This window comes from Ideonella lacteola (assembly GCF_038066555.1).
Classification (GTDB): domain Bacteria; phylum Pseudomonadota; class Gammaproteobacteria; order Burkholderiales; family Burkholderiaceae_C; genus Ideonella; species Ideonella lacteola.
The window spans coordinates 135,582-156,274 of sequence record NZ_JBBUTG010000016.1 but is presented as its reverse complement, the minus strand read 5'-3'; the positions used below and the strand labels follow the sequence as shown (position 1 = coordinate 156,274).

The window sequence follows — 20,693 nt, the reverse complement described above, 5'->3', positions numbered from 1 at the left end:
ACCCTCCAGGGAGCACCCCATGAAAGGCGACTTCACCCGCTTCGGCTTCGACAAGAGCAAGCACTTCAGCCGTGTGCTGCACCAACAAGGGCGCGTGACCCTGGACGCCGACCAGAACGACGCCACCCACATCCTGCTGCACCACCTGCGCACGTTGACGCGCGACCTGTACGGTGGCAGCGGCGGCCCACCCGACAGCGGCTTTGCGCTGAGCCTGGACACCTCGCGCAGCCCCGGGGTGCTGTCGATCTCGCCGGGCCACTACTACGTGGAGGGCATCCTGTGCGAGAACGAAGCCTGGGTCGACTACGCCCACCAGCCCGACCACATCCCCCCACCCGGTGACGACCAGCACCCGGGCGACCCGCTGCTGAATTGGCTGGAGAAGCCGCAGTACGGCCAGTTCTTCTGGGTGTACCTGGATGTGTGGGAGCGGCACGTCTCGTGGATCGAAGACGACTCGATCCGCGAGCCCGCCTTGGGCGGCCCCGACACCTGCACCCGCGCGCAAGTGGTGTGGCAGGTCAAGGCCCTGGCGTGGGACGAGAAGCAATGGGGTGACCCGCGGCAAAGCAACGACGCCTGCGGCACGCCGCTGGGATCGCTGAGCGGCCTGGGCACCGGCCGCATGAATGCGCGGCTCGACCCGGGCACGCCCTACACCGACGCCTGCATCGTCTCGCCCGAAGCCGCCTACCGGGGCACCGAGAACCACCTGTACCGGGTGGAGGTGCACCGAGGCGGCACCGCCGGGGTGCCCGGTGGCGCCACCTTCAAGTGGTCACGCGAGAACGGCAGCGTGGCCACCCGCTGGACCGGGGTGGGCAGCAGCGGCGATGCGACCACGCTCAGCGTGTCCAGCATCCGCGGCTTCGCCGCGGGCGACTGGGTCGAGCTGTCTCACGATGCGCTTGAGCTGGCTGGGCTACCTGGCCAGTTGGTGCGGCTCTCGTCGGTGGAGGGCGACCAACTGGTCGTGGACAGCGCCAGCATCCCGGGCGGCACGCTGATGGCCTGGTCGGAAGCGCTGCACAACCCCAGGCTGCGCCGCTGGGACCAACGCAGCAGCGACATCGTCGGGCTGGATGCCGGCGCCGTGCCGATCGTCGAATCCAAAGACGCCTCGGCCACCTGGCTCGACCTGGAAGACGGCATCCAGGTGGCGTTCGAAGCCGGCGGCCACTATGTCAGCGGCGAATACTGGTTGATTCCGGCCCGGGTGGCCACGCAGGGCATTCTCTGGCCCGCGCAGGGCACCGAAGACGGTCTGCAGAGCCCGCAAGGCATCAAGCACCACTACGCCCCGCTCGGCGTGCTGACCATCGACGACGCCGGCGGCGCGCAGATGCTGAGCAACTGCCGGCGCTGCATGAGCCTGGGCCAGACCGAGTGCGCCGTGATCGCGCCCCCGCCACCGTCACCGCGCGAAACACCACCGCCGGGGCGCCGGCCCACCAAGCCGCCACAGCCGCAAACTGACCGGGTCATCGACCGCACCAAGGCGGTGAAGCGGCGCAAGGCCGGCGGGTGAAGCGAAACCAGGTCGGCCTGGCGGGCAGCGCGGTGGCCCCCCGTCAGGCCACCATGTTGGACACGCGCAGGAAGCTGCCGTCGGTGATCTGCAGGAAGTCGCCCGGGGTGCCGGTGCGAGCGGCGACAAAGATCTTCTCGCCCGCCTGCAACATCACTGGCCCAGAGTTCAGGTAGCACCACGCGTCGTTGTTGTTGCCTGCGCTGGCCACTGCCGATTCAACCAACACGTTCATGCTGCCGCGCGGAACGTTGACCTTGCGCTCGCCGTACCGGTTCTCGATCAAGACGCGCGCCACGCCAGGGCCGACCATGCGGGCCGAGATCTGCAAACCGACGTTCTTGGCGCCGAGCAGGTCGTCGGCCAAGCTGCTGTGGCTGACCCGGACCAGATCTCCGACGGTGGGTACGAAACTGCCGGCCGGAAGCTGAAGATCGATGTACACCATCGAACCGGGCTGGACGGCGCCGGGCTCCCACTCGAAGCTGGAGCGCAAGGACTTCGGGGCACTGGACCCTGGCAGATCGTTCGCCGCCAGGCGATCGAATGGGCGCGTGTCCTTGATGGCGGTGACCTGCCCCTGGACGTACGGCGGCGGCTTCACGCCGACCCGCGCCCGCATGATCATCAGCTTGCGCATGTCGACGTCGTAGCCGTCCTGGCCCGAGCCGCGCGGCTGCGCGGGCCAGTCCATGTTGGTGGTCAAGTGGTAGAGATCGTCTTTCAAGATCGTCACCGTGCCATCGCCGCTCGTGGCGAATTTCGCGCCGTTGGATTCATCGAATACGCGTTTGGTGAGCGGGATCATGTACAGGCAATCGGCCTCGGGCAGGCGGATCACGTCGTATTCCTCGATGTGATCCGTCGCGGTGTACGTGAACATTCCGCGCTGGATGCCGCGAGTGCCGCCGGGTACGAAGTGCTCGTTGGGCTGGCCCTGCGGGACGGCCCTGCGGCTTGCGCCGGGCGTTCGAGCGCTCACCAGCGGCGCGGCCAGGGCTGCGGCCGCGGCGGCGGCCGCGAGAAAGGTTCTGCGGTGTGTCATGGTGTGTCCTTGGGTTCGGATGAAGGTTCATCAAAGCGCCATGAAGACGCGCCTGCGCTGCAGCGAAGGATTGCCAAGACGGTGATCGACATCGTGGTGTCTATGCGGCACTCCATATGCCGCCACACTAATTCGTTATGTCAATCCTCGTCTCAATGAATCAGACGCAAAATCCAGCGCGTCGACGACATCCTGGTGATCAGGCCTTCGCACTTCGCTCCAGCGCCGGAACACGCCTCCAGGCCGGCGCAGACATCTCTTTTGCAGACGGGGCCCGCCAGCGCCCCAAACGACACGGAGCGCGGTAGGCTTGCGCCATGAGCACCGAACACCTTCATGACGTGGCCATCGCCGGCCTGGGCGCCATGGGCAGCGCGGCGGCCTACCAGTTGGCCAAACGCGGCCTGGAGGTGATCGGCTTCGATCGGCACACGCCGCCCCACCCCTGGGGTTCATCGCATGGCGATTCCCGCATCATCCGCGAGGCGTATTTCGAGCATCCGGTGTATGTGCCGATGGTGCAGCGGGCGTATGAGCTCTGGCATGAGTTGGAAGCCTTGTCGGGCCACACGCTGCTGCACTCCACCGGTGGCCTGATGATCGGCCGGCCCGACAGCGTGCTCGTGCAGGGCGCCCGGCACAGCGCCGAGACCCACGGCCTGCCGCACCAGGTGCTTTCGGCCAGCGAGTTGAGCGAACGCTTTCCACTGCTGCAACCCGAGCCGGACATGGTCGCCGTGTGGGAGCCCCGCGCCGGTGTGCTGTCACCCGAAGTCGCCGTCTCGGCCATGGCCTCACAGGCACGCAGACAGGGAGCTCGGTTGCACCTGGGCGAAGCGGTCGAGCGCTGGCGTGCCCACGCGGACGGCATCCACATCGAGACGGCGGCCGGCAGCTACCGTGCTCGGCAACTGATCATCAGCGCGGGCGCCTGGGCAGCCTCGCTGCTTCAGGCGCAGGCGGTGCCGTTGCAGGTCGAGCGCCAGGTGCTGCACTGGTTCGAGCCATCGGCATCGCCAGAGGCCTTCACCCCGGCCCGCTGCCCAGTGCACCTGTGGCAGTTTGACGGCCATCGTTTCTTCTACAGCATCCCGAACATGGGGGCAGGCGTGAAGCTCGCGTTCCATCACGGCGGTGCGCTGAGCCCAGTCGACCAGGTACGGCGCGACATCGATGCGGCGGAGATCGACGACATCCAGGCCGCGATCCGCCGCTTCGTGCCCACGGCGGACGGGCGCTACCTGAATTCGGCTGTCTGCCTGTACACGAACACGCCGGACGAGCATTTCTGGATCGACCGCTGCCCGGGTCAGCCCGCCGTCTGGCTGGCCAGCCCGTGCTCGGGACACGGTTTCAAGTTCGCGCCGGTGATCGGGGAGGTGCTGGCCGATCTCGTGCAAGGTCGGCCGCCGGCATTCGACCTGGGCCTGTTCCGCTGGCGCTGAAGCCTCTCAGGCACTCAGCGCTCGTCGCGAAGACCTTGCCGCCTGTCTGGACGGGGCGCTTGCCTACACTCACGTCGACGTTCGGGCCGTGGTGCGGCGAGCCGCTGAAAGGTCTGGGCCGTCTGGAACGACCAAGCCCTGAGCTTCGGCGCTTTTCGCCGTACCGCCCGCTGGGCATTCTTGTTGAAAGAGCAGTGTTCGATGAGCCGCGATTCCTCTTCGCATCCGCATGACGACTCCCGCTACCCGGTTCGCAAGACCGACGCCGAGTGGCGCGCGCAGCTGGACCCGGTCGAATACCAGATCGCCCGCCATGCCGCCACCGAGCGCGCCTTCACCGGCCGCTTCTGGGACCACTGGGACAACGGCGTCTACAAGTGCATCGGCTGTGGCGAAACCCTGTTCACCTCCGACACCAAGTTCGACGCCGGCTGCGGCTGGCCGAGCTACTGGCAGGCGGTGGACGACGGTCGCATCGAGCGTGTGGTCGACCAGTCACACGGCATGACGCGCGTCGAGGTGCGCTGCGCCCGGTGTGGTTCGCACTTGGGCCACGTGTTCGACGACGGCCCGGAGCCGACCGGCGAACGCTTTTGCATCAATTCGGCCGCGATCAGCTTCGACGCGCAGAAATAAGGACGTCGAAAGGGCACAGGCCGGGCCAGGATTTGAGCCGAGTAGACTCCGGCCCGCGCCTGCCGCCGGTGGGCGAATTGCCCTGTCCATGAAGCTGTTGCTCGATTTCCTGCCGCTGGTCCTGTTCTTCGCGACCTTTCGCTACACCGAGGGCCACCCCGAGGCCGCTGCTGCGTTCGCCAACGAGCATTTCGGTTTCTTGATGGCGGGCGGCACCGTCGGCCAGGACCAAGCGCCGGTACTGCTGGCGACCATCGTGGTGATACTCGCCACCATCGCACAGATCGTCATCCTGAAGCTGCGCGGCCGCAAGGTTGATCTGATGCTGTGGGTGAGTTTCGTGATGGTCGTGGTCTTGGGCGGCCTGACCATCTATTTCCACAGTGAGACCTTCATCAAGTGGAAACCCAGCGGCGTGTATTGGACGCTGGGGCTGGCTTTCTGGATCAGCCAGGCGGTATTTGGTAAGAACTTGTTGAAAACGTTGATCGGTCAGCAGATCGAATTGCCGGACCAGGTCTGGCGGCGGCTCAATCTCGCCTGGGTGCTGTTTTTCGGATTCATGGGCGTGTTGAACCTGTGGGTCGTCTATCACTATTCCACCAGCACCTGGGTGAGTTTCAAGGCCTTCGGCACGACGGCGCTGATGTTCGTTTTCTTCCTCGGTCAGGGGCTGTATTTGAACAAGTACCTGCCCGATGAAAGCCAGCCTGCCAACCCGTCAGACAAACCCCGCTCCGAATCATGAGCCGGACCGACGTTTCCGCGGCCGCCGTGCAGGCACGGCTGGTTGAAACCCTCGAGCCGATCGAGCTGCAAGTGCACGACGACAGTGCGGCCCATGCGGGTCACGCTGGCGCGCGCGAAGGCAGCCATCTGTCCGTGCAAATCGTCAGTCACCGCTTCACGGGTTTGACACGATTGGCCCGACATCGCCTCGTGTATGATGCTTTGAGCACTTTGATGCCGCAGGGAATTCACGCGCTGGCGATCGACGCACGCGCACCCGGTGAAACCCTGAAGTAGTAGCTGGCGCAAACCGCCTGGAGTCGACGCGAGTCCCGTGTCGCGCGTTGTCCCCAGGTCGCGATTGACGCGGCATGCCTGACAAGCAAACCCCTTTTTCTCACAACCTTGACCCTGTCACGAGTCACCACTTGAAGGCGACACGCATGAACCTGAAATCCACCGCCGCCCTGGCCGCCGCTGCCATCCTGCTGCCCCTCGCCGTTCAGGCGCAAAACGTGGCCGTCGTGAATGGCAAGCCCGTTCAAAAGGCCCGCGTCGACATGCTGATCAAGCAAGCGACCAAAGGCGGCCAGCCGGCCACGCCCGAGCTGCAGGCCCGTGCGCGCGACGAAGTCGTGATGCGCGAGATCTTCGTCCAGGAAGCCGAGAAGAAGGGCATCCTGACCAGCGCCGCCTACAAGGAGCAGATGGAACTGCTGCGCCAGACGGTCCTGATCCGCGAGCTGTTCGAAGACTACAAGAAGAAGCACCCGGCCACCGAGGAAGAAGCCAAGGCCGAGTACGAGAAGGTCAAGGCCGCCCAGTCGGGCACCGAATACCGTGCTCGCCACATCCTGGTCGAGAACGAAGACGACGCCAAGAAGCTGATCGCCCAGATCAAGGCTGGCGGCAGCTTTGAAGAGCTGGCCAAGAAGAACTCGAAGGACCCCGGCTCGGCCGAGAACGGCGGCGACCTCGACTTCGCCAAGCCCGACAGCTATGTGCCCGAGTTCAGCGCCGCGATGACCGCCCTGAAGAAGGGTGAGATCACCGAGACCCCGGTCAAGACGCAGTTCGGCTACCACATCATCAAGCTCGAAGAGAGCCGCGAGGCCAGCTTCCCGGCCTTCGACGAAGTGAAGCCCCAGCTGATGCAGCGTGTCGAGCAGACCAAGCTGCAGAAGTACCAGGACGACCTGAAGAAGGCCGCCAAGACCGACTACAAGTGGGCCCAGCAGTAAGCGAAGCCGCTCGTTGAGCCAAGAGGGCGCCCCGCGGGGCGCCTTTTTCTTGGCCTCTTTGTTGGCCTCTTTGTTGGCCTTTTTGTCGGCCACCAGTCAAACACTTCGACGCACCGCACTGCAACGCACGGGGCCCGCACCATGCCCACCGACCACGCCGCTCAGACGCCTGCTCCCTCACAAGTCCTTTGGCGCGAGGCGTTCGCCTTCTGGCTCAAGCTCGGCTTCATCAGCTTTGGCGGGCCAGCAGGGCAAATTGCCATCATGCACGAGGAGCTGGTCGAGCGCCGCCGCTGGATCAGCGAGAAGCGCTTCCTGCACGCGCTGAACTACTGCATGGTGCTGCCCGGCCCGGAGGCGCAACAGCTGGCCACCTACATCGGCTGGTTGCTGCACCGCACCGCCGGCGGGCTGGTGGCCGGGGGCTTGTTTGTCCTGCCCTCGCTGTTCATCCTGATCGCGTTGTCGTGGATCTACCTCGCCTACGGCCAGGTGCCCGCGATCGCAGGCATGTTCTACGGCATCAAGCCGGCCGTCACGGCGCTGGTGGTGCACGCGGCCTGGCGAGTGGGCTCGCGCGCCTTGAAGAATGCGTGGCTCTGGGCCATTGCCGCGGCAGCCTTTGTGTCCATCTTTGCGCTGCAGGTGCCCTTCCCGCTGATCGTGCTCGCCGCCGGCGTGGTCGGCTACCTGGGCGGCCGCATCGCGCCACAACACTTCGCGGGCGGTGCCGGCCATGGGTCCGCCCAGGCCGCGTCAGGGCCGGCGCTGATCGACGATGACACGCCGACGCCCGCGCATGCGCGTTTCAGCTGGCGCCGGCTCACTCAGGTGGCGATCTGGTTCGTCGCGCTGTGGGGTGCGGCCATCGGCGCACTGGCCGTCGCCTACGGCTGGGATGCGGTGCTGACGCAGATGGCCTGGTTCTTCACCAAGGCGGCGCTGCTGACCTTCGGTGGTGCCTACGCGGTGCTGCCCTACGTCTACCAAGGCGCCGTCGATCAGCACCAGTGGCTGACCGCCACGCAGATGATCGACGGCCTCGCGCTCGGCGAGACCACCCCAGGGCCGCTGATCATGGTGGTGTCGTTCGTCGGCTTCGTCGGCGGTTGGACGAAAGCGATCTTCGGGCCAGATGCGCTGTCCGCCGCCGGCGCCGTGGCAGCCTGCGTCGTCACGTTCTTCACCTTCCTGCCATCGTTCTGCTTCATCCTGATGGGCGGGCCCTTCATCGAGACCACGCATGGCAACCTGAAAGTCACGGCGCCGCTCACGGCGATCACCGCCGCGGTGGTCGGCGTGATCGTCAACCTGGCCGTGTTCTTTGCCTGGCACGTGCTGTGGCCACAAGGCGCTTCGGGGCGATTCGACGGGGTCTCGGCGCTGATCGGGCTGGCGGCCGCGATCGCCCTGTTTCGCTTCAAGCTGGGCGTGATGACGGTGGTCTTCGGTGCCGCTGCGGCGGGCCTGGCCCTCCGATGGCTGCCGCCCCTTCTGGGCTGAACGCCTGGCGCCCCCCCGGTGGCGAGGGCCGATCAGGCGTCGATCAGACGTCAACCAGACGCCCGGCCTCGATGTGCAACTGGCGCTCGCAACGCTGCGCGAGCGCCCGGTCGTGCGTCACCATCACCAGCGTCGTCCCGACTTCGCGGTTGAGCTCGAGCATCAACGCCATCACCGTTTCGCCGGTGGCGAAGTCGAGGCTGCCGGTGGGCTCGTCGGCCAGCAACAGGCGCGGCTGCACCACGAAGGCCCGAGCCAGGGCCACGCGCTGCTGCTCGCCCCCGGACAAGACCCTCGGGTAATGCGACAGGCGCTGGCCCAAGCCCACCCGGCCGAGCATCTCGGTGGCCAACTGCCGCGCATCGCGGCGGCCGGCCAGTTCCAGCGGCAACATCACGTTCTCGAGCGCCGTGCGGTTGCCCAGCAACTGGAAGCTCTGGAACACGAATCCTAGCTTGCGGGCCCGCAGCGCGGCCCGCGCATCTTCGTCGAGCGCGAAGAGATCTTCGCCCTCGATCACCACCCGGCCCTCGGTGGGCACGTCGAGCCCGGCCATCAGCGCCAGCAGCGTGCTCTTGCCCGAGCCAGAAGCCCCCACGATCGCCGCAGACTCCTGCGGCCGAAGGGTGAAATTGATGTCGTGGAGAATCGTCAACGTGCCGGTTGAATCGGTCACCCGCTTGGTGAGGTGATCGACGGCGATGATGGGTTCGGACATGCGTGGATTGAAATTCTTTGTCGAGGCGTGGCAAGCCATCGCCCGCCGTCTGGTCGCCGACTGTAGCGTCTGCCTGTGGGTCGTGCTGGCTGTGCTGGCGGTGCCCGCACAGGCCGCGCCTGCCCCGAAGCTGCTGGTGGTCGGCGACAGCCTGTCGGCCGAATATGGGTTGGCACGCGGTACCGGCTGGGTCGCGTTGCTGTCGGAGCGGCTGGCGCGGGAAAAGTTCGCCGTCGAGGTCGTCAACGCCAGCATCAGCGGCGATACCACCGCGGGTGGGTGCAGCCGCCTGCCCGGGCTGTTGAAGACCCACACGCCCAAGGTGGTGGTGATCGAGCTCGGGGGCAACGATGCCTTGCGCGGCTTGCCGCTGGCGCAGACGCGCGACAACCTGGCCAGCATGGTGCGCAGCGCGCGCGCCGCCGGGGCCCAGGTGCTGCTGGCCGGCATGCAGGTGCCACCCAACTACGGCCGCCAGTACACCGCGGATTTCTCCAAAGGCTTCGAAGAGGTCGCTCGGGCCGAAGGCAGTGCCCTGGTGCCGTTTCTGCTCAAGGGCATCGCCGATCGCCCAGACGCCGACGAGTGGTTCCAAAGCGATCGCATCCACCCGCTGGCCAAGGCGCACCCGACGATCCTCGACAACGTGTGGCCCACGCTGAAGCCCCTGGTGCAGGCGGCCACGCGCTGAGCGGCTGAAGCGGCCTTCCCCGCCATGGCACCCACGCCACACGACATCACCGGCCTCGTGCTGGCCGGCGGCCGGGGTTCACGCATGGGCGGGGTCGACAAAGGCCTGCAGCTTCACCTCGGCCAGCCGCTGGCGCTGCATGCACTGCACCGGCTGCAGCCCCAGGTGGGCCGCACGATGATCAATGCCAACCGTCACCTCGACGCCTACGCCGCCATGGGCGTGCCGGTCTGGCCCGATGCCCTGCCCGATCATCCCGGGCCCCTGGCCGGATTTCTCGCCGGGCTCAGCCACTGCACCACGCCATGGCTGGTCACGGTGCCGTGCGACACCCCTGGCTTCCCGCTGGACCTGGTGGCACAGCTGGCGCAGGCCATAGACCAGCAGGGCACGGACATCGCCATCGCTGCCACGCGAGAAGCCGATGGCCGCATGCAGGCGCAACCGGTGTTCTGCCTGCTGAGGGCTTCGCTGCTCGATCGTCTGACCCGCGCCACAGAAGCCGGCGAGCGCCGGATCGAGCGCTGGGCCCGCCAGCAGCATTGCAGCGAAGTGCCATTCGACGACAACCACGCATTTTTCAATGTCAACACCCTGGCCGAGCTGCAAAGCATTCAGCGTTCCGCCGGCTGATTGGTGAGAGATGCAGCCCATGTGGCGCGTTAGCCATCGCCCCGGCTCCCCCACCCCATTGGCAAGGCGCGGGTCTCGCGCTTAGGATGGGTCGGCCGGGCAGACGGAAAGCAGTTGGTACGGTGTCTCAATCAGCCCGGCATGGAGGGTTACATTGAACTACGCTGAACAGCTTCGCACGCCCCAATCAGGGCGCCACACCGGCCTCGTCATCGTCGCAGCGATTCATGTGCTGCTCGGATGGGCGCTGATCCACGGTCTGGGCCAGCGGCACCACACGCCACCGCCCGCCCCGATCGACGTCGACTTCGTGCCCGTCGAGCCGGCCCCGCCACCACCGCCCACCCCGATGCTGCCGCAGCCGAGCACGCCGGTACAACCTCGGATCATGGTCGAGGTTCCCATCGTGCCGCCCATCGCCACGCCGACGGAGAACACGATCAGCGCGACCCATGAGGCGGTGACCGCCGAACGCGGCTGGACGGACAACACCGCGGCATCGGCCGCCTCGGGCGCCGGCACGCCCCCCGCACGCATGGTGGCCAAGCCGGCCATCGCGAACGTGCAGGGCTGCGCCCCCACCAGCGACGACTACCCGGCGGCCGCCCGCCGCGCCGAAGCCACCGGCACCACCCGCCTGCGCTTCACGATCGATGCCGCCGGCGCACTGGTGCGCTCGGAAATCCTGAAGTCGGCCGGCGTATCCCGCGAACACCGTCTGCTCGACAAAGTGGCCGAGAGCAAGCTGGCGGGTTGCTACTTCACCGCCGGCATCGACGAGAACGGCCGCGCCGTGGGCGGCACTTTCGAGGTCGACTACGTCTGGCGGCTCGAATAGCACCAGCGCCCGAGTCTTTCGCTGGGGTGTGCCCAGCCGGGCCTGCAGCCTCTGGGCGGCGGGCCCACAATGGGTCTCGACGCGCAGAGGCCACGTCGGTCACAGCTGCCGTCGATCGGCAAGTGAACGCACCATGGCCCACCCCGCTGACTCAGAGGCTGAGAGTTTTTCGGCGGTGCCCGAAAGGGGCACCCAGGCGACCCGGATCGAGGCGCAAAGCACAGCCATAGCTCGGGCTATGGCGAGCATTTGCAACGAAGAGCCGGGGCGTTTGGGGGGTCAAGACGGGCATCGGCGAAAGACTCTCAGCCTCTCGGATCGTCGCAAGCAACGCGACGCCTCCATCCGCACCCAAGACCAGGTGATCGCCGATCACTTGGCGCAGTCGTACCGCTCGGGCGAGCTGCAAAGCGCCGAGAGCTTCGGCAAGCCGATGAAAGAGTCGGAAGGCTACCTGGAGACGCCGGACGAGTTCCGCATGCCGTTCAAGGTGCTGAAGAACGCGGGCGTTACACCGCCTGAGGTTCAGCTGTTTCACCAGCGCGCCGAGCTTCGCGCCCAGCTGGAATCTGCCACGACAGACGACGCTCGCCGGGCATTGCAGCAACGCTTGAGCGAACTCGAGCAGATGCTGGCGCTGCGCCTCGAAGGCATGCGCGCCAGCGGCCGGCTCTGATACCCGGGCGGCGGCAGCTCCGTCCGTCAACGCATGCTCAGCGGGTCGGCCGACTGCGCCGCGGCACAGAAGCGACGCAGCCGGTCGGCCACCAGGGCGGGCTCTTCGGCCGGCAGCCAGTGGCCGCTGTCAGGCGCATATTCGATGCCTTGGGCGCCAAAGCGCTCGGCGAAGCGGCGGTCGATGTAGGGGTCGTGCTCGCCCCAGATCACCAGCGAAGGCACCCGTGCCGCCAGCACGCGCAGTTGATCGTCCCAGCCGGCGAAATGGCGCGGGTCCATGGCCCGATACCAACGCAGGATCATCCGCCGTGTGCCTGGGCCGATGGCGGCATAGGTCTTCTCGATCTGGGCGCGGCTCAGCCGGCGTGAGCCCCGGCGCATTTCATGGGCGAAGCCGCGCGGCGTGGTCAGTGCCTGCACGAGTTCGCCGACCAGCGGCATACGCCAAAGGCGTCCGAGACGGTGCCAGCGGTACTCCGCCGTGAACACGGTGTTGGTGATGAAGAGGCTGCGCACCTGGTGCGGGTGCTTCACCGCCCAGGCCAGGCCGAAGGGCCCGCCGATGTCATGCACCACCAGATGCACCGGCTCGTCGATGCCTGCGGCGCGCAGCAGCTCGTCCACGAAAGCGGCCATGCCATCGAGCGAGCAGTCGAACCCCGGCGAGGCCGTCGATCGACCAAAACCCGGCAGGTCTGGCGCCAGACAGCGCCAGCCGTCGCCCATCGCGCGGATGATGGGCACCCACAGCTCCGACGAGTCCGGGTTGCCGTGCAGGAACAAGACCGGAGCGCCCTCGCCCTCGTCGATCAGGTGCACGCTGGACGTGCCGAGCGACAGGCGCCGGCTGCGCAAGCCGACGGGCGCCGATGGGCCGGATTCAGTGGCAGACAGTGGAAGAGTGGCTGTGTTCATGATGGGCCCTGTAGGAGGTGGCGAAGCCATTGTGCGAATCGGTGTCGGCGCCGAGAATGGCAGAGACTGACTGGTTCTTGCTGATTCTTGCCATCCATGCCCAACACTGCCGCCGCCGCGCGCAGACCCCGCACGCTGAAGCTGGGGCTGGTGCTCTACCCGGGCTGCATGCCGGCCGGCCTGTTTGCCGCGGCCGACATGGTGCGGGCCTGCAATCTGCGATCGGGAAACGAGCGGGTGGCCATCGACTGGGTGGCCGCTGAGTCGGGCCCGATGGCGGTGGAAAACGGCCCCCCCATCCAGGCGGCCTCGCTGATGAACGAGACACACTGGGATGCCTTGCTGCTGCCGGGTCATTGGGCCACGTCAGCCGATGCGCTCGATGCATCCATGCAGGGTCAACGGGCGCTGATCGACGCACTGCGGCGCTTGCCGCGGCGTACAGCGCTGTGGAGCTACTGCGCCGGTGTGCCGTTGGTGGCAGCCAGCGGCCTGCTCGATGGCTTGATGGCCACCGCCACCTGGTGGCTGCAACCCTGGCTGGCCGAGCGCTACCCCGCCGTGCGGTGGCAAAGTGCCTCCACCGTGGCCGATGGCCGCATCGTCACGGCCGCCGGCCCGGGCGGCTACCTGCCCTTGTTGCTCGATCGGCTTGGCGGCCTTTTCGGCCTCGCCGTGCTGCGCGATGTGCAAAACGTGCTGGTGCTGCCGCACCCGCGCCAGCGCCACCCTGCCTTCGAGGCGGTCGAGCCGGTGGCGCTGCGCGACGCAGCGCTGCGCGAGCTGTTGTGGTTCGCGCAGAAAACCCCCGCCCATGCGCTGGACCTGCCCTGCGCCGCTGCGCAAATGAAGGTCTCGGTGCGCACGCTGTGCCGGCGCGTGCAAGACGCTACCGGCCTGTCGGCAGGCGACTGGCTGCGTCGCATCAAGCTGAGCCAGGTCGGCGAGGCGCTGCGCCACAGCCGTTCGCCGTTGAAAACGATCTGCGACGACCTGGGCTTCAGCAGCGAGTCCAGCCTGCACCGCGCCTTCAGGGATCTGACCGGCCTTGCCCCGGCGGCGTATCGACGCACCTTTGGCGAACCGCCGCCCTCGTCAGGGGCCCTCAGCCGGCCTTGACGGGGGCCGGCCCCGGCCACCACCGCCCACGCTCTACGGGGCGGCCTGGGCCAGGTGGTACGCGACGATGGCGTTCGCATGGCCATGGCCCAGGCCATGTTCCGCCTTGAGCCAGGCCACCTTTTCCATGTGCTTCATGCCTTCCAGGCCGGCCACCAGGTCCAGCCAATGCTGGATGGGCTGGCCATAGGTCTTTTCGATCGACGGAAAGTAGGACGCTGGGCCTTTCGGCTTGTCGGTCGCGGGCATGGGCATCTCCTCTGGTGCGTACGGGGTGGGCCGCGCTGTTCATCGGCCCGGCACAGCCACACGACGATGGGGCAAGCCCGATTTCGACACGCCATCGTCCACGGCGTCATGAGGATGCGCCACGGCCACAACCACCACCAGGCGCCAGCCAGCGCCCACCGTGTCGTGGCCCTCGCCAGTGGCCATGCGGGCCGCTTGCACCGCCTCATCCCAGGCGAGCGCGGCACGCGAATCCCGAACACTGAACACGGCTCGATCATCGGCCAGCCCCAGCGCCTCGCTGGCCTCGCGTCGCCAGCGCCCATGATCGGCATCGGCCGCCGACACGCCATGGGCGTTCAACACGGCTGCGGCCGCCTCCAGACCGCGGCGCAGCGTGTCGTCGTCGGCCCCTTCCATCTGCAGCTCGAGACGTGCAGCGGCGGGAGGCCCCCAGGGGACAGGCAAGTGCGCGGTTGGGGTGGCGGTCGGGCGGGCAGTCGGGCAGGTAGTCAATGGGGTCAGGCGGTTCGTCTGGCCACCTGGGCGGCGGCTGGTTCATTGAAGTACTGCAGCGATATGGGCTGCGCAGACGACAGATGTCCCGCGCGCCAGAAAACCTTTTCACTCTAGTGAGGGCGGCCCGCCACCGCCACGCCACCGCGACGAGCCAACATGTCGGATGGACGAACCGCCACCACGCGCGACGAAACGCCCCGGCGATCCACGCCGCCTGGCCCCGCCGACCCGCCGCGCCGGCGTATACCTCGTTACCAAATTCGGAGTGCCCCCATACAAGGTGAAAGCGATTTCACCCAGAATGCTTTGGCGCCGGTTTCTGCGAGGGCGGGGCCGCGTGAGCCTTCCTTTCCAACCCAAGAGGAGGCGGCGACCGACTTGCGCCGACCTCCATCCAGCGAGGAGTCAAGATGAACCAACTTCAAGCGGCGCCGCTCAGCCACGGCAGCCGGAAATGGATGTGGGCCGCGGCCCTGTGGGCCTTGTCGGCATCGGCGTTTTCAGCGGCCGATCTCGGGCCGAACGTGATCGTGTTCGACACCACGATGAGCGCGGCCACCGTGCAGGCCAAGCTCGACCAGATCTTCGCCCAGCAGGAGACCAATCAGTTCGGGCCGCAGCGCTACGCGTTGATGTTCAAGCCCGGCCACTACCTGGTCAACGCGAACGTCGGCTTCTACACCTCGGTGATGGGCCTGGGCCAGCATCCCGGCGATGTGGCCATCGACGCCGTGACGGTCGACGCCGGCTGGTTCGGTGGCAACGCCACGCAGAACTTCTGGCGTTCGGTCGAGAACGTCAGTGTCACGCCGATCAACGGCGGCACGCGCTGGGCGGTGGCCCAAGCGGCGCCGATGCGCCGCGTGTGGGTGAAGGGCAACCTGAACCTCGCGCCCACCAACTATGGCTGGGCCAGCGGCGGCTACATCGCCGACTCGAAGATCGATGCGCAGGTGCAGCCGTACTCGCAGCAGCAGTGGTTCACCCGTGACAGCCAGATCGGCGGTTGGCTCAACGGCGTGTGGAACATGGTGTTCACCGGCGTGGTCGGCGCACCGGCCAACAGCTTCCCGAACCCGGTCTACACGACGATCGACAAGAGCCCGGTCACCCGCGAGAAGCCGTACCTCTACCTCAACAGCGCTGGTGAGTACGAAGTGTTCGTGCCGTCGCTGCGCACCAACTCGTCGGGCACCACCTGGCTCAACGGGCAGACCCCGGGCCAGTCCATCCCGCTGACGAAGTTCTACGTCGCCAAGCCGGGCGTCACCGCCGCCGAGCTGAACTCGCAACTGGGCAACGGCAAGCACCTGCTGTTCACCCCGGGCGTCTATCACCTGGATCAGACGCTGCAGGTGAAGAAGGCCAACACCATCGTGATGGGCCTGGGCTACGCCACGCTGATCCCCGACAACGGCGTGACGGCGATGAAGGTCGCTGACGTGGACGGTGTCAAGATCGCCAGCCTGCTGTTCGACGCGGGCCCGGTCAAGTCGAAGCTGCTGCTGCAGATGGGCCCGAAGAAGGCCGACACGGCGCACGCCGACAACCCCAGCTCCATCCAGGATGTGTTCTTCCGCATTGGCGGCGCTGCCGTGGGCAAGGCGGTGACGAGCCTGGAGATCAACAGCAACAACGTGTTGGTCGACCATGTGTGGGCCTGGCGCGCCGACCACGGCACCGGCATCGGCTGGGACGTCAACACCGCGGCCACGGGCGTGGTGGTCAATGGCAAGAACGTGACGGCCTACGGCTTGTTCGTCGAGCACTACCAGAAGTACCAGGTGCGTTGGAACGGCAACGGTGGGCGCACCTACTTCTTCCAGAACGAGATGCCGTACGACCCGCCGACGCAAGACGCGTGGCGCACCGGCGCGAAGGGCTATGCCGCGTACAAGGTGAACGACAAGGTGACGAGCCACGAGGCGTGGGGCCTGGGCAGCTACTGCTACTTCAACGTCAACCCCACCATCCATGCCGATCGTGGCTTCGAGGTGCCTGACGTGGCGGGCGTGCGGCTGCACAGCCTGTCGACGGTGTCGCTGGGTGGTGTGGGCGTGATCGACCGCGTCATCAACCAGACCGGCGCGCCGGCGCAGGGCACGAACACCGTGCCCTCCACGGTGACGACGTACCCCTGAAACAAGCCGCCCCCGGCCGTTGCCCATGGCGCAACGGCCGGGGGCGGTTGACCCTTCGCATGCAGGGGCCGCAATGCGGTCCCGTGACTGGCGCCGAGGGCCTGTTCACACGACGGCAAGGATCCGTTCCGTCGTCCGAGCAGGCCCTAATTCAAGGTGGTGCCATCCCCCATCTGGGTGGTGCGCCGCGTGTCCGGTAATCCGGCCGCGTTGCGTATTTACGAGGGAGGCTGCTGAGCGCGAATCAGCGGTGCTCGCCACCTCACACCACTCCAGGGAGCCCCTGCATGAACACCCCTCTCACCCCCTCGCTGCCGCGGCGCCTCCTGCTGAGCGCGCTGATCGGCGCCGCGTTGCCGCTGGCCGCGAACGCCGCCGTTCCGTCACTGGCCGATTCGCTCGCACAGCTCGACAGCGAACAGATCAGCGAATTCATCGGACGGCCCGGCGCACGGGTGCGCGATGCCGCTCAGTTCGAGCGCATGAAGACCTACCTGCGCACGCACTATGAAGGCGTCGTCGCGCGCCACCACTTCGAGCTGTCGCCAGGCGAGGTGTTCGACTGTGTGGACATGCTGACGCAGCCCGGCGCACGCCGCCATGGCTTGACGGCCGCCAACTGGGTCAGCAAGCCGAGCCTGCTGCCGGTGGAGGCACCGGCTGCCGCCGACGAGGTCGCGCAAGAAGCCGCGCCGCAAGACCGGCCGCAACGCGACCCTGGCATCTTCCTGTCTGCCGCGCGCGGCGAGGTCGATGCCGAAGGCCACGCCAAGGCTTGCGCCAAGGGCACCATCCCGATGAAGCGGTTGACGCTGCAACGCCTGGCCGCGTTCGAATCGCTGGAGCACTTCCGCCACAAGCGGGGTCGCCCGCAAGGCGGCGACGGCTGGGGCACGCAAGCCAGCGTGCACGAATACGCCCACGCCTACGACTACGTCACCAACTGGGGCGCCGAGTCGACGCTGAACATCTGGCGCGCGTACACCGAGCTGAACTCGGAGTTCTCGCTGTCGCAGATCTGGGTCACTGGCGGCAGCCCGGTCGAGACGATCGAAGCCGGCTGGCAGGTCTACCCCGATCGCCAGTCTTCGCACAAGACCGACGCCCACCTCTTCATCTACTCGACGCAAGATGGCTATGCCAACACCGGCTGCTACGACCTGACCTGCGACGACTTCGTGCAGACGAACAACAGCGTCGCGATCGGCGGCTACTACACCAACCACAGCGTGGTGAACGGCACGCAATACGCGAGCAAGATCCTCATCCAGAAAGACGGCACGCTGGGCCATTGGTGGATCGCGGTCGACGGTGTCTACGCCGGCTACTACCCGCGCACGCTGTACGACACCTCGGGCATCCGCAACCAGGCCGCGAAGGTGGACTTCGGCGGCGAGATCATCAACAGCTCGCCGAGCGGCCGCCATACCCGCACCGACATGGGCAGCGGCTACAAGCCCTCGTCAGGCTACGGCTACGCGGCCTATCAGCGCACGATCCGCTACGTGAACACCAGCAACGTGTACGCGACCCCGAGCCTGACGGAAACCCGCACCAAGTCGGCCTGCTACGACATCGATGTGACGACCAGCACCGGCACGTGGAAGACCTACTTCTACTTCGGTGGCGAGGGCTACGGCACCGGCTGCTGAGGCCCACGGCCGGGCGCCAAGGCCCGGCCCGGTGTGCCTCGGCACACCCGCACGCCCCTGAGCGCGCAGGACCAGGGGTGCGCGCCCCGATCAGTCGTCAGCCAGCAGCACGCGAACGCCCAGCGCCTCGACTTCGGGCCACGGCCGGTCGCTCACCAGCGTGTGCACCTCGGGCCATCGCGCCACGCCGAACGGCGACACGTTGTGCTGCTTCGAGTGATCGGCCAGCACCATCGTTCGCGCCGCAGCGGTGATCATGGCGCGCTTGGTGGCGGCATCCGCCTCGTCGGTCACCGTCACGCCCATCGCCAGATCCACCGAACAGGCACCGGGCACCGCCCAATCGGCGCGACAGTGCATCAGCATGTCGCGCGCCGCCGGCCCCCACAGTGCCCGCGAGGCGGCCTGCCAGGTTCCGCCGGTCAGTACCAGTTGCACGCCAGGGTCTTTGTCGAACAGCGCCGCCACGTCCAGCGAGTTGGTGATGACGGTGATCGGCCTCACCGTCAGCGCCTGCGCGAGGCTGAGCGAGGTCGACCCCGCATCGATGATGACCGTCTGCCCCGGCTGGATCAACGCCGCCCCCACCCGGCCGATGGCCCGCTTGGCTTCTGCGAGCACCCCCGAGCGCTCGGCGAAGCTGAGCCGGGCGGTGTCGAGCGACACGGCACCGCCGTGCGTCTTGTGCAGCGCGCCCTGGGCCTGCAAATCGAGCAAATCCCGGCGGATGGTGTGCTCGGACACACCCAACATTCGAGCAAGACCGAGCACTTCCACGCGCCCTTTTTCCTGCAACTGCTTCAGGATCCGCGCGTGGCGCTCTTCGCTGAACCGGGGAGGCAACTTTGTCGGGCGGGTCATTCGGGCATTGTAGTTGGCGCGCCATGACTCACATGCTCTAATGTGCTCGATCTTGAACGAATTTGCTCGATCATTGATGAGCACGGAGCACGAATTGACCGCCCCCTCCCCCGCCGCACCGCGTGCCGAGCATGTGGCCACCGCCGTCGTCTTCTTCGTCAATGGCTTCGGTTTCGCCAGTTGGGTGTCGCGCATCCCCGCCGTGCGCGACAGCCTTCAACTCAGCGAGAGCCAGTTGGGCATGGCCTTGCTGGCCATGGGCGTGGGCGCCTTGCTGGCGTTCCAGTTGACGGGGCGTGGCCTCGGCTACTTGAGCGCACGGGGGCTCACGCTGGCCGTCGGGTTTCTCTATTGCTACGCGCTGCCACAGCCGGTGATGGTGGGTTCGCTGCCCATCCTGGCGCTGACCTTGTTCCTGATGGGCGCAGCCAACGGCTCGATGGACGTGGCCATGAATGCGCTGGCCGTCGAGGTCGAAGCACGCCAGCAGAAGTCGATCATGTCGCGCCTGCACGGCATGTGGAGCGCCGGGGGCCTGTGCGGTGCCAGCATCGGCGGCTTGATGGCCCAACGCGATGTGCCCGCCTCGGCGCATCTCATCGGCGCGGCGGCGTGCATGGCAACGGCCCTGCTGGTCGCTCGCCGATGGCTGCCCGATCTGCCCGCCAAGCCCCCGGAATCGAGCCCCCGGTTCGCCTGGCCCGAACCGGCCATGCTGGGCCTGGGCGGCATCGTGTGCTGCGCCTTCCTCATCGAAGGCGCCATGGCCGACTGGAGCGCTGTCTACCTGAAAGACACCCTCGGCACCACCGCCGGCAAGGCGGCGCTGGGATACGCCGCCTTCTCGTTCGCGATGATGGGCCTGCGTCTGGCCGGAGACCAGATCGTGGCCCGTTGGCGGGCGGCCAGCCTGCTGCGGGTGGGCAACGCCGCCGCCGCGGTGATGCTCGCCGTCGCGATCGCGACCCAGCACGCCGCGACGACCATGGTGGCCTTCGTGCTGGTGGGGCTGGGCGTGGCCGTGGTCGCGCCACTGGTCTTTGGGGCCGCGGCTCGGCGCTCGCGCCACAGCGCAGGCCAAGGCATCGCGGCCATGGCCACACTGGGTTACGGTGGCTTTCTGATGGGCCCACCGGTGATCGGCTGGTTGGCCCATCTGATCAGCCTGCGTGGCGCGCTGCTGCTGCTCGCCGTGCTGGCCGCGGGAATCGCGCTGCTGTCCCACCACCTGGACGAACCATCGCCCTCGGCGGCATGACCACCACACCACCTGCGGGCCGGCGCGGCCGCTGTCCGACGCTGTTATGCTGCGACTCGTGAACACCCGCCTGCACAGCCCGCTCTCGCTGCGACGAAACGCCCGACGACTGATCGTCGAGCGGACTCGTCCAGCCTGAACGTCGCCTCACCGCAATCCGGCGTTCACCCCACAGGCCACGAGACCCCTCGTGGCCTTTGTCTTTTCTGGCCCCCGGCGCCCTGCAACGCCGGGGCCCACCAGGGCAGCAACCGTCGCGATGGAGTCTGGTGGCCCTTGCCACCCCACCCACCCAAGGACTTCCATCGTGCT

General features: G+C 67.2%; 21 protein-coding genes. 15 read left to right on the top strand and 6 right to left on the bottom strand.

Annotated features, from left to right (window positions below):
- Window positions 1-19: 19 nt before the first annotated feature.
- Complete coding sequence (locus AACH06_RS22035) at window positions 20-1,531, top strand: DUF6519 domain-containing protein (protein WP_341427930.1); 1,512 nt, start codon at window positions 20-22, stop codon at window positions 1,529-1,531.
- 43 nt (window positions 1,532-1,574) lie between these two features.
- On the opposite strand, the gene AACH06_RS22030 is transcribed toward AACH06_RS22035, so the two are convergent.
- On the bottom strand, window positions 1,575-2,576 hold the full coding sequence (locus AACH06_RS22030) for a hypothetical protein (RefSeq protein WP_341427929.1): 1,002 nt from the start codon (window positions 2,574-2,576) through the stop codon (window positions 1,575-1,577).
- 317 nt (window positions 2,577-2,893) lie between these two features.
- On the opposite strand from AACH06_RS22030, the gene solA reads away from it, so the two are divergent.
- From solA to chrA, 6 genes are all read left to right on the top strand, one after another.
- On the top strand, window positions 2,894-4,021 hold the full coding sequence (solA, locus tag AACH06_RS22025; RefSeq protein ID WP_341427928.1) for an N-methyl-L-tryptophan oxidase: 1,128 nt from the start codon (window positions 2,894-2,896) through the stop codon (window positions 4,019-4,021).
- Between the two features lie 201 nt (window positions 4,022-4,222).
- Window positions 4,223-4,657: a peptide-methionine (R)-S-oxide reductase MsrB gene (msrB, locus tag AACH06_RS22020; protein WP_341427927.1), complete on the top strand. Its 435-nt coding sequence runs from the start codon at window positions 4,223-4,225 to the stop codon at window positions 4,655-4,657.
- Window positions 4,658-4,745: 88 nt separating this feature from the next.
- Window positions 4,746-5,405 (top strand): septation protein A, encoded by a 660-nt coding sequence (locus AACH06_RS22015; RefSeq protein WP_341427926.1) that lies wholly within the window; start codon window positions 4,746-4,748, stop codon window positions 5,403-5,405.
- Window positions 5,402-5,683, top strand: coding sequence for a BolA family protein (locus tag AACH06_RS22010; protein ID WP_341427925.1), 282 nt, complete (start codon window positions 5,402-5,404; stop codon window positions 5,681-5,683). Before AACH06_RS22015 ends, AACH06_RS22010 begins: the two co-directional genes overlap by 4 nt.
- A gap of 146 nt (window positions 5,684-5,829) precedes the next feature.
- Window positions 5,830-6,627: a peptidylprolyl isomerase gene (locus AACH06_RS22005; RefSeq protein ID WP_341427924.1), complete on the top strand. Its 798-nt coding sequence runs from the start codon at window positions 5,830-5,832 to the stop codon at window positions 6,625-6,627.
- Between the two features lie 141 nt (window positions 6,628-6,768).
- Window positions 6,769-8,130: a chromate efflux transporter gene (gene chrA / locus AACH06_RS22000; protein WP_341427923.1), complete on the top strand. Its 1,362-nt coding sequence runs from the start codon at window positions 6,769-6,771 to the stop codon at window positions 8,128-8,130.
- A 43-nt stretch (window positions 8,131-8,173) separates the two neighbouring features.
- Here chrA and AACH06_RS21995 read toward each other — a convergent pair whose 3' ends face one another.
- A complete protein-coding gene (locus tag AACH06_RS21995; RefSeq protein ID WP_341427922.1) occupies window positions 8,174-8,848 on the bottom strand; it encodes an ABC transporter ATP-binding protein in 675 nt (224 codons plus the stop codon).
- On the opposite strand from AACH06_RS21995, the gene AACH06_RS21990 reads away from it, so the two are divergent.
- From AACH06_RS21990 to AACH06_RS21975, 4 genes are all read left to right on the top strand, one after another.
- Window positions 8,847-9,539: an arylesterase gene (locus AACH06_RS21990; RefSeq protein WP_341427921.1), complete on the top strand. Its 693-nt coding sequence runs from the start codon at window positions 8,847-8,849 to the stop codon at window positions 9,537-9,539. The two genes, AACH06_RS21995 and AACH06_RS21990, sit on opposite strands and share 2 nt — an antisense overlap.
- A gap of 24 nt (window positions 9,540-9,563) precedes the next feature.
- A complete protein-coding gene (mobA, locus tag AACH06_RS21985) occupies window positions 9,564-10,172 on the top strand; it encodes a molybdenum cofactor guanylyltransferase MobA (RefSeq protein ID WP_341427920.1) in 609 nt (202 codons plus the stop codon).
- A gap of 154 nt (window positions 10,173-10,326) precedes the next feature.
- Entirely contained in the window at window positions 10,327-11,010 is a 684-nt protein-coding gene (locus tag AACH06_RS21980; RefSeq protein ID WP_341427919.1) for an energy transducer TonB, read from the top strand.
- A 361-nt stretch (window positions 11,011-11,371) separates the two neighbouring features.
- Window positions 11,372-11,686: a DnaJ family domain-containing protein gene (locus tag AACH06_RS21975; protein WP_341427918.1), complete on the top strand. Its 315-nt coding sequence runs from the start codon at window positions 11,372-11,374 to the stop codon at window positions 11,684-11,686.
- Between the two features lie 26 nt (window positions 11,687-11,712).
- Here AACH06_RS21975 and AACH06_RS21970 read toward each other — a convergent pair whose 3' ends face one another.
- Window positions 11,713-12,603 carry an alpha/beta fold hydrolase gene (locus AACH06_RS21970; protein ID WP_341427917.1) on the bottom strand — a complete coding sequence of 297 codons (891 nt, stop codon included), beginning with the start codon at window positions 12,601-12,603 and terminating at the stop codon, window positions 11,713-11,715.
- Window positions 12,604-12,699: 96 nt separating this feature from the next.
- Between AACH06_RS21970 and AACH06_RS21965 the strand changes: the two genes are divergently transcribed.
- On the top strand, window positions 12,700-13,722 hold the full coding sequence (locus AACH06_RS21965) for a GlxA family transcriptional regulator (RefSeq protein WP_341427916.1): 1,023 nt from the start codon (window positions 12,700-12,702) through the stop codon (window positions 13,720-13,722).
- A 33-nt stretch (window positions 13,723-13,755) separates the two neighbouring features.
- Here the strand turns inward: AACH06_RS21965 and AACH06_RS21960 are convergent, their stop codons facing one another.
- Together AACH06_RS21960 and AACH06_RS21955 are read right to left on the bottom strand one after the other, a co-directional pair.
- Window positions 13,756-13,971 carry a DUF4287 domain-containing protein gene (locus AACH06_RS21960; RefSeq protein ID WP_341427915.1) on the bottom strand — a complete coding sequence of 72 codons (216 nt, stop codon included), beginning with the start codon at window positions 13,969-13,971 and terminating at the stop codon, window positions 13,756-13,758.
- A 39-nt stretch (window positions 13,972-14,010) separates the two neighbouring features.
- Window positions 14,011-14,418 carry a hypothetical protein gene (locus tag AACH06_RS21955; RefSeq protein WP_341427914.1) on the bottom strand — a complete coding sequence of 136 codons (408 nt, stop codon included), beginning with the start codon at window positions 14,416-14,418 and terminating at the stop codon, window positions 14,011-14,013.
- A gap of 461 nt (window positions 14,419-14,879) precedes the next feature.
- Between AACH06_RS21955 and AACH06_RS21950 the strand changes: the two genes are divergently transcribed.
- Both AACH06_RS21950 and AACH06_RS21945 read left to right on the top strand, forming a co-directional pair.
- Window positions 14,880-16,610: a hypothetical protein gene (locus AACH06_RS21950; RefSeq protein WP_341427913.1), complete on the top strand. Its 1,731-nt coding sequence runs from the start codon at window positions 14,880-14,882 to the stop codon at window positions 16,608-16,610.
- Window positions 16,611-16,897: 287 nt separating this feature from the next.
- Window positions 16,898-18,262, top strand: coding sequence for a neprosin family prolyl endopeptidase (locus AACH06_RS21945; protein WP_341427912.1), 1,365 nt, complete (start codon window positions 16,898-16,900; stop codon window positions 18,260-18,262).
- A 90-nt stretch (window positions 18,263-18,352) separates the two neighbouring features.
- Here AACH06_RS21945 and AACH06_RS21940 read toward each other — a convergent pair whose 3' ends face one another.
- On the bottom strand, window positions 18,353-19,123 hold the full coding sequence (locus AACH06_RS21940) for a DeoR/GlpR family DNA-binding transcription regulator (protein WP_341427911.1): 771 nt from the start codon (window positions 19,121-19,123) through the stop codon (window positions 18,353-18,355).
- Between the two features lie 94 nt (window positions 19,124-19,217).
- Here AACH06_RS21940 and AACH06_RS21935 point away from each other — a divergent pair, with 94 nt between their 5' ends.
- Window positions 19,218-20,381: an MFS transporter gene (locus AACH06_RS21935; protein WP_341427910.1), complete on the top strand. Its 1,164-nt coding sequence runs from the start codon at window positions 19,218-19,220 to the stop codon at window positions 20,379-20,381.
- Window positions 20,382-20,693: the final 312 nt, after the last annotated feature.